At 38.3% G+C, this 8,277-nt stretch carries 5 protein-coding genes; 2 read left to right on the forward strand and 3 right to left on the reverse strand.

The genetic code is table 11. The annotated features are described in order from the left end of the window. The 3 genes from CDZ78_RS00080 to CDZ78_RS00090 all read right to left on the reverse strand — a co-directional run. The coding region (locus tag CDZ78_RS00080; RefSeq protein ID WP_167374126.1) for a DUF748 domain-containing protein at window positions 1-3,294 on the reverse strand (3,294 nt) is incomplete at its 3' end. Window positions 3,295-3,794: 500 nt separating this feature from the next. Beyond that, window positions 3,795-5,093, reverse strand: coding sequence for an ammonium transporter (locus CDZ78_RS00085; RefSeq protein WP_087868111.1), 1,299 nt, complete (start codon window positions 5,091-5,093; stop codon window positions 3,795-3,797). A gap of 13 nt (window positions 5,094-5,106) precedes the next feature. Then, entirely contained in the window at window positions 5,107-5,445 is a 339-nt protein-coding gene (locus CDZ78_RS00090) for a P-II family nitrogen regulator (protein ID WP_087868112.1), read from the reverse strand. A 246-nt stretch (window positions 5,446-5,691) separates the two neighbouring features. Here CDZ78_RS00090 and CDZ78_RS00095 point away from each other — a divergent pair, with 246 nt between their 5' ends. After that, window positions 5,692-7,185 carry a SulP family inorganic anion transporter gene (locus CDZ78_RS00095; RefSeq protein ID WP_087868113.1) on the forward strand — a complete coding sequence of 498 codons (1,494 nt, stop codon included), beginning with the start codon at window positions 5,692-5,694 and terminating at the stop codon, window positions 7,183-7,185. Further along, window positions 7,185-8,075, forward strand: coding sequence for a universal stress protein (locus tag CDZ78_RS00100; protein ID WP_087868114.1), 891 nt, complete (start codon window positions 7,185-7,187; stop codon window positions 8,073-8,075). Before CDZ78_RS00095 ends, CDZ78_RS00100 begins: the two co-directional genes overlap by 1 nt. Window positions 8,076-8,277: the final 202 nt, after the last annotated feature.

Here is an 8,277-nt window from a genome sequence, read left to right on the forward strand (position 1 = left end):
TATAAAAATACGTGACTGCTCTACCTTTCCTTGCTCAACCAGAAACTTTGCAGTATTTCTAGCACGCTTCAATGCCAGGGAAACAAGTTTATTATGATCTGGTTTAATTTTATCTTTTAACATTTTGCTGGCAACCGCATAAAACTCACCCATTTCTGGATTCGTTAATTTAGGTGCGCCAAAGAAAGACCGTTCTGCCAGGTCAGGAAAGGTATTGATAAATAAATCAGCAAGCAAACGCTGGTACTCATCTTCGGATAATTTAATATATTCAGCACGCTTGGTTTTACCCGCTTTTTGTAATTCATCCGCGTATATCTGTTTTAACTGATCGTTTAACGCAGCATCTTTCATTGCTGGCCAGTCCTGGTTGGTATAAGCTATTCCTCGTACCTCAAGGCTTAGTTCTTTTTTCTGTGTCAGAGCTGATGCCAGGTCGGTTAGTTTTTTACCTTGTTCGGCATTTATCTCCGTATTTCCAGCTGCGAAAGTAACTACACTGTAATCTGCATCACTACCTAAAAAGGCCCCTATCGCAGTGAAAGGTGAAGCAGCTATTTTTGTTAATAGATTAATAAATGTATCAAACAGTAACTGACTCACACTAAACTCAGGATCATCCATACTACCTTGCAAAGGCATACTGATAGTAATCCTGCCATCCTTATCTTTTAGCAGGATGGCTGCTAAAGCTAAAGGTAATATTACTGCATCTGGATTTTCAACTTTTTCCCCCAACTCGAACTGATCAATCACCAGGTCATTACTGGCTGTTAACTGTTTTTTATTGACCTGATACCTTAAATCCAGTGACATTTTGCCTTTTTCTATCTTATCTCCTGAAAAATCGGCCATATAAGGAGATAGAAAAGGTAGAGGAAAACTTTTAAAATGCATTGCTATATCTAAATTCTCTAAATCAGCATCAAGCTTCCCTTGTATCTGTACTGGTGATAAATCAAATGCTTTACCGTTTAAATCAAGCTTTATTTGGGCTTTTGGGTTTGAAGAAATATTCTTAATATCACCTTTTAAATCATTTAAGTGCACAACAAAAGGTAAGATAAGTGAATAATCTGAAAAATCAGATTGCCCCTGATTAAGTTTAAAACTATCTATTTTATAGATAAATGGCTTAGCTACTTGTTTTGGCTTATCCGTTTGTTCAGTCGCATTGGCAACGATAACATCACTAATATTTGTGGTTTTATCTTCCTTGATAGTCACTCGTGCATAGGGTTTATCTAAACTAACTGATTTAATTTTTAATTCACCCGGCTGCAAATTAAAATCTACGCCACTCAGAGTTAATTTCTGCCATTTAAGAAAATCCTGATTTAAAATCAGATCACGCGTATGCAATCCCTTAATATCAATGTTTCCTTGGTATTGAAGTTTTAGTTCCGCCTGCGCAGCTTGAGAAATAGCTAATTTACCCTGAGTATTAAAATCACCTCCTATAATATCCAGATGTGCACTCTGGTTAATATAAGGTTCAAAACTATCAACCCCTATCTGGCTTATAGCTACATCAAGCATAGTCTCAAGTGGTTCTAAAATAGAATAACCTGAGATTTTTATTTTTCCATGCTGGTTAAATTGGCTACTAAAAACGACAGGGAGCCGTGTTCCCTGTTGAGTATTAAAATCAGTCAGAGAAAAATTCATCGCTGATAAATTCAGAGAAGCAGGCTTGTCTAGCGTATAGTCTTTAAACTGAATAGCATAATTAGTCACTTTGAATTCATCGAGCTCTAACAACCATGGTTCTTCTTTTTCGCTAGCCTTTTCGACAGTACTCTTCTGCGCCATAGGTTCTTCTTGCTGTTCTGATGCAAACAAGCTTTGATAATTTAACTCACCATTTTTTGCTAGCCAGGCTTTTATAACTGCATCGCTGGTATTGATCGAATTTATTTTGATATGTTTATCGAGTAGATTAAAAACCAGATCGTTTATTAAAAGTTCAGGAACTTTTATAAGTTCACCCTCATTTTCTGTATACAAAACCAGGTCTTGCAGATTCAGCTTGCCATGACTGGTCGTTAATTCTAGTAATTCTGCAACGACTACCTGAGTATTCTTTAAGCCCAAATCTACAGCCTTAACATCTATCGTGATAGGGTCTTTACCACGCTGATCGTGGTAATTAATTTTTGCAGTATTAATAGCTATATCCTGAATATTAATCTTCCAGGGCAGCACTTTCTTAGACTGATCAATCTCCTTCGGTTCTATATTCGGTTCTTGCTTTTGTTTATTAGCCGCAAAGATAGTCTGGTAATTTAACTCAGTAGATAAAGGTTCAAACCACAGCTTAAAATCAGTTTCTGAAGACTCAATTGTTTCAATATCCAGAGTCTGCCTATTTAAATCAAAACTTATACCTCCCAGAATTAAATTGGGAATTTTTAGAAATTCAGAGGTATTTTTTTTACCAATAAAGGTAAGATTGTTAGTGCTTAATTTGCCTCTATTTAACGAAAACAACAACTCATCATCAGGATAAGACAGTTGATAATTAAATGAAATATCCTGGGTTCCTGCTATCCATTTAAATTGCACTAAATCCTGTAAAAACAAGCTCCATATATCGGTAAACTTTAACCCTTCAACAGTTATTGTTCCGTGTGACATTATAGGGTTAATAGAAAAAACCCCATTCCATTGCAGCTTACTCCCACCATTAAGAGCCATAGAAAAACCTAAATCAGCCCCCTTATCAGGTAAGGTGCTAAAACGCTCCAGCTGCAAATTGATATTTTTTATTACTTTATTAACAGGTTCACTTTTCAGCGCATCAATTGTTGCAAACTTGCCATTAATAAGTGCGGTCTTATTGATAATAACCGGAAAAATCCCTTCAGATTCCTCCGCTACTTGCTCGTCTTCATCCTCGGTACTCAAAAGATCACTAAAATTATAACGCTCACCTTTTAATGCTTCTATACGAACATAAGGACCAGATAAGCTGACTTCATCTAATACTAATGCCAGGTTCCAGAGACTAGCCCAAACTTGAACATTAGTAAATAACTCACTAAAGGAAATAAAAGTCTGCGAGTCTTGCTCTTGCATAGAAAAGCCTTGCAGGCTTAATTCCAGTGAAAATGGATTAAACTCTATACGCTCAAGTGATGCTTTGCGCCCAGTTTCACTCTCAATTAATTCTGGTATTTTGCTTTGCATAAACCGGGGTAACAAAACAAACCCAGCTAATGCATATACCAGTATCAGGCCTATAGTAATAAGCACAGGCTTACGAAATTTTTCAATTAACAACGTGGTATCCATAAAACCTACAAAGTAATGGGAAAAACAAATCAACATATACAGCGTTAATAACAGGATTTTTCATTCTTAAGTTTGTCCTGCCGAACACAAGTTTAAGTTCTTTTTTATAATCTGTGTATTACCCGTAGGCTGGGTTAGATTTTTTTGCGCAGCAATAAAAACGTAACCCGGCATTTTAAAAAATACCGAGTTACGTTATCGCGCTGCACTAGAGAATTTAGCCCAGCCTACATCAACCATTTTCTTCTAAGTAACAAAATACAAGTCTTTGAATATATAGTATTTTGTTACTTGAAGGTGGGCAGTCAGAAACCTGGTTTAAGATGCTGATTACGTGCAACTCTCAGCTCTGTAGAATACGCCTAGGAAATTAGCATGGTAATAACCTCGAAATTCCTGCTAAAGCTTATACTCAGCTTTACTGGGTGCTTGTAGAAATGACAGTGACTGACTGAGAGTATGGGTAATCGGGTAATACTTTACTATTTAAAGTAAGATACCTACAAATTATGGTATCCAGTTTCTTCATGCAAAACAATATCCAGCCCTTCAATTTCCTGATCTTCAGAAACTCGCAAGCCTATAACACTATCAAGGACTTTTAAAATAATATAACTGAATACAACACTCCAGATAATTGTCACGATGACAGCAATTGTCTGCACGCCAACTTGATGCATAATTGTGACATCATTCAAGCCCAATCCACCCATACTTTTAGCGGCAAAGACTCCGGTTAAAATCGTGCCCAACACTCCCCCTACACCATGCACTGGAAACACATCCAGAGAATCATCTATATGAAAATGACGTTTTACAATTTGTACCGCATAAAAACATAGAATACCTGCTGAAATACCAATCGCTAATGCACCAGCAGGACCAACAAAGCCTGATGCGGGTGTGATAGTTCCCAGACCTGCAACCATCCCAGTAACGATACCCAATACACTTGGCTTGCCAAAGCGTACCCACTCAATGACCATCCATGTTAAAGAACCTGCAGCAGCACTGATATGGGTTACTAACATAGCCATACCTGCAGAACCGTCAGCAGTTAATGCACTACCTGCATTAAATCCAAACCAACCTACCCATAACATTCCGGCTCCCGTTACAACCATAGGCATATTATGAGGAGGCATTGCAGTCTTCGGAAAGCCTTTTCGCTTACCCAAAACGAGTGCAGTCACTAATGCAGAAACACCGGCAGTAATATGAATAACAATACCTCCGGCAAAGTCCATGGCACCAAGCTCAGCTAACCAGCCTCCGCCCCAGACCCAGTGACAAATTGGCACATAAACCAATAAGGCCCAGAAAGCACTAAATAGCATCATTGCAGAAAATTTCATTCTTTCAGCAAAGCCACCAACAATTAGAGCAGGAGTAATAATTGCAAAAGTCATCTGAAACATAAAAAATACAGACTCAGGAATATCACCAGTTAAACTATCTGGCCCCATATCTGGGACAAAGGCTTTTGAAAGCCCACCGATAAAAGCTTGAACAGAGCCACCATCAGAAAAAATCAGGCTGTACATACCTGCTAACCACATAATGGAAATCAGACAAGTAATAGCAAAACATTGCATCAAAACAGATAAAACGTTTTTGCTACGTACTAAACCGGCATAAAATAATGATAAGCCCGGCAAAGTCATAAACAGAACTAGAGCAGTAGAAGTCAGAATCCATGCGGTATTTGCCTGATTAAGCTCCCCCGCTACTGCAAATCCAGGTAAAAGAGCCAATACTAGAAATAAAAATCTTTTTTTATTCTTATAAATATAGTTCATCATAAATCCCCTACTAAATAGCTTCTTCACCTGATTCACCGGTACGGATCCTGATCACTTGCTCCAGCGCAGTAACAAAAATCTTACCATCTCCTATTTTCCCAGTATTCGCAGATTTAATAATAGCTTCAATAGCCTGGTCAACAATATTCTCAGCTACTGCAATTTCCATTTTTACTTTCGGCAAAAAATCAACCACATATTCAGCACCTCTATATAACTCTGTATGTCCTTTTTGACGGCCAAAGCCTTTTACTTCGGTAACTGTTACTCCAGCAATACCAATTTCGGACAAAGCTTCACGCACATCATCTTGTTTAAATGGTTTTACAATTGCAGTAATTAATTTCATAACACCTGTCCTGATATTCAAAGAAAAAGATAAACATAATAGTAAACGATCATTCTACACAATTATTAAAGTGGGAATGCAGGCAATGTACTTTATAATTTGAAAAAGTCATGTTTCAATATTTTTTATAGCGGATAACAAAATAAATTCATTCAAATTGTCAGTACTTGTTATCATAACCGGTTATATTTTTTATTGTAATGAATACTCTCATTACAGCTCCTTATCATTCTTCACAAGGTAGACATGCTCTTACTTTCAAAAAAACAAGACTGGCTAGGCAATATCAAAGGCGATGTACTCGCTGGTACAGTCGTGGCTCTCGCTCTTATTCCTGAAGCCATTGCTTTTTCTATTATAGCCGGGGTAGATCCAAAGGTCGGTTTATACGCCTCTTTTTGTATTGCAGTGATTACTGCATTTATTGGTGGTAGACCCGGAATGATTAGTGCTGCTACAGGAGCCATGGCACTGTTAATGGTTACTCTGGTTAAAGATCATGGCCTACAGTACTTATTAGCTGCAACCCTTTTAACTGGTGTTTTACAAATTATATCGGGATATATAAAGCTGGGAAGTTTAATGAGCTTTGTCTCGCGTTCCGTAGTCACTGGCTTTGTTAATGCACTGGCAATTCTTATTTTTATGGCTCAACTACCTGAACTCACAAATGTCACCTGGCATGTCTATGCCATGACAGCAGCAGGCCTGGGTATTATTTATTTATTTCCCTATATACCTTTTATCGGTAAATCCATTCCTTCTCCTTTAGTCTGTATTATTGGCCTTACTCTGGTTTCAATTTATCTCGGTCTAGATATTCGTACCGTCGGTGACATGGGAGACTTGCCTGATACACTGCCCATCTTTTTATGGCCCGAAGTTCCTCTAACCTTTGAAACCCTACAAATTATCTTTCCTTATGCTGCTGCCCTAGCCGTAGTTGGCATGTTAGAGTCTTTAATGACTGCAACTATTGTTGATGATTTAACTGATACCACTAGTGATAAAAACCGCGAATGTAAAGGTCAGGGTATTGCCAATATAGGAGCTGGTTTATTAGGTGGTATGGCAGGTTGTGCAATGATTGGTCAATCGGTTATTAATATCAAATCAGGTGGGCGTGGGCGTTTATCTACGCTTGTCGCAGGGCTATTTTTATTGATCATGGTGGTTTTCCTCAATGAATGGCTCTCTTATATTCCTATGGCCGCTCTGGTTGCCGTTATGATCATGGTTTCTATTGGAACCTTTAGCTGGGATTCAATTATCCATTTAAAATCACACCCTCTCTCCGCTAATGTGGTGATGATGATGACTGTAGTTGTGGTGGTCTGGACTCATAACCTTGCATACGGTGTTTTTGTCGGAGTATTACTGGCCTCATTATTCTTTGCCAATAAAATTGCTCACTTTATGTATGTAGAATCAATATTAAGTGATGATAGTGACACACGCACTTATGTTGTTCATGGCCAGGTGTTTTTTAATTCAGCTGATAAATTTACCAGTAATTTTGACTTTAAAGAGGTTGTTGATAAAGTTATTATTGATTTGACTCATGCGCATTTCTGGGATCTTTCCGCTGTTGACGCACTAGATAAGGTGGTTATTAAATTCCGACGCGAAGGAGCAGATGTTGAACTACTTGGTTTAAATGATGCTAGCGCCACGATTGTGGATCGATTTGGTGTACATGATAATCCAGAAGAAATTGAAAAAGTTATGGGAGGACACTAATGGAAAATACTCAACAGAAACACACTCAACAACTAGTACTGGCCTGTATTGATGGCTCCGCTATCAGTTCAGCTGTTTGTGATTATGCAGTCTGGATTGCACAGCGAGTCGGAGCTCCACTCAAACTCTTGCATAATATTGAGCATCAGGAAACACCAGTTACCTCTGATTTAACTGGCAATATTGGCTTAGGAAGCCAGGAGCACCTACTCGAAGATCTTACTAAGCTAGAGCAGCAACGTAGTAAATTATTAATGCAACAAGGCAAGTTGATGCTGGAGACTGCTAAGCAGCGAGCTCAACAATCCGGAATTGCTGATCCTATTACTGTTCAGCGACATGGTAGCGTGGCTGAAAGCCTAATAGATCTTGAAGATGATATTCATGTTTTAGTACTCGGTGTTCGAGGTGCAGACCATGAAAAACAGCAGGAAAAAATAGGCTCGCATCTGGAAATGATGATACGTGCTATTCACCGCCCTATTCTTGTCGTAAATGATGAATTTAAAACACCTGAGACTATTATGCTTGCTTATGATGGCAGTGAAGCCGCTGAAAAAGTCGTTGATATGGTCGCAAAAAGCCCTTTGTACAAAGGATTTACCTGCCATTTAGTTTGTGTCAATAAAAATACAGAAAATGCAGAAAATGCAGATAAATTACTGCAACAAGCCAGTGAAAAGCTTGCAAAAGCTTCTGGGCTTACCCTAATTACTGCCTCTTTATCAGGTAAAGCGGATCAGGAATTGTGTGCTTATCAAGAAAAACACGCAATTGATTTAACCATTATGGGCGCCTTTAGTCATACCCGGCTACGTGAAATGTTACTGGGCAGTTTTACTGTAAAAATGCTGGTTAACACTAAGAAACCTCTGCTTTTATTAAGATAATAAAAGCGGGCGAACAGCGTAGGCGGAATTCAACACCTGTATCCGCTAATATTGCAACAGGAATTGCGGACTAAAGTCCGCTCTACAGTTCAAGAATTTGCAAAAAAAAAGGGTGCAATATTCAAAATATTGCACCCTTATAGTATACTGAAGTTTCCCAATTATTGAGTAGCTGAAATACACAATGCTGGTGTATCGAGGT

Origin of the sequence: Bathymodiolus platifrons methanotrophic gill symbiont (genome assembly GCF_002189065.1) — a bacterium.
GTDB lineage: Bacteria > Pseudomonadota > Gammaproteobacteria > Methylococcales > Methylomonadaceae > Methyloprofundus.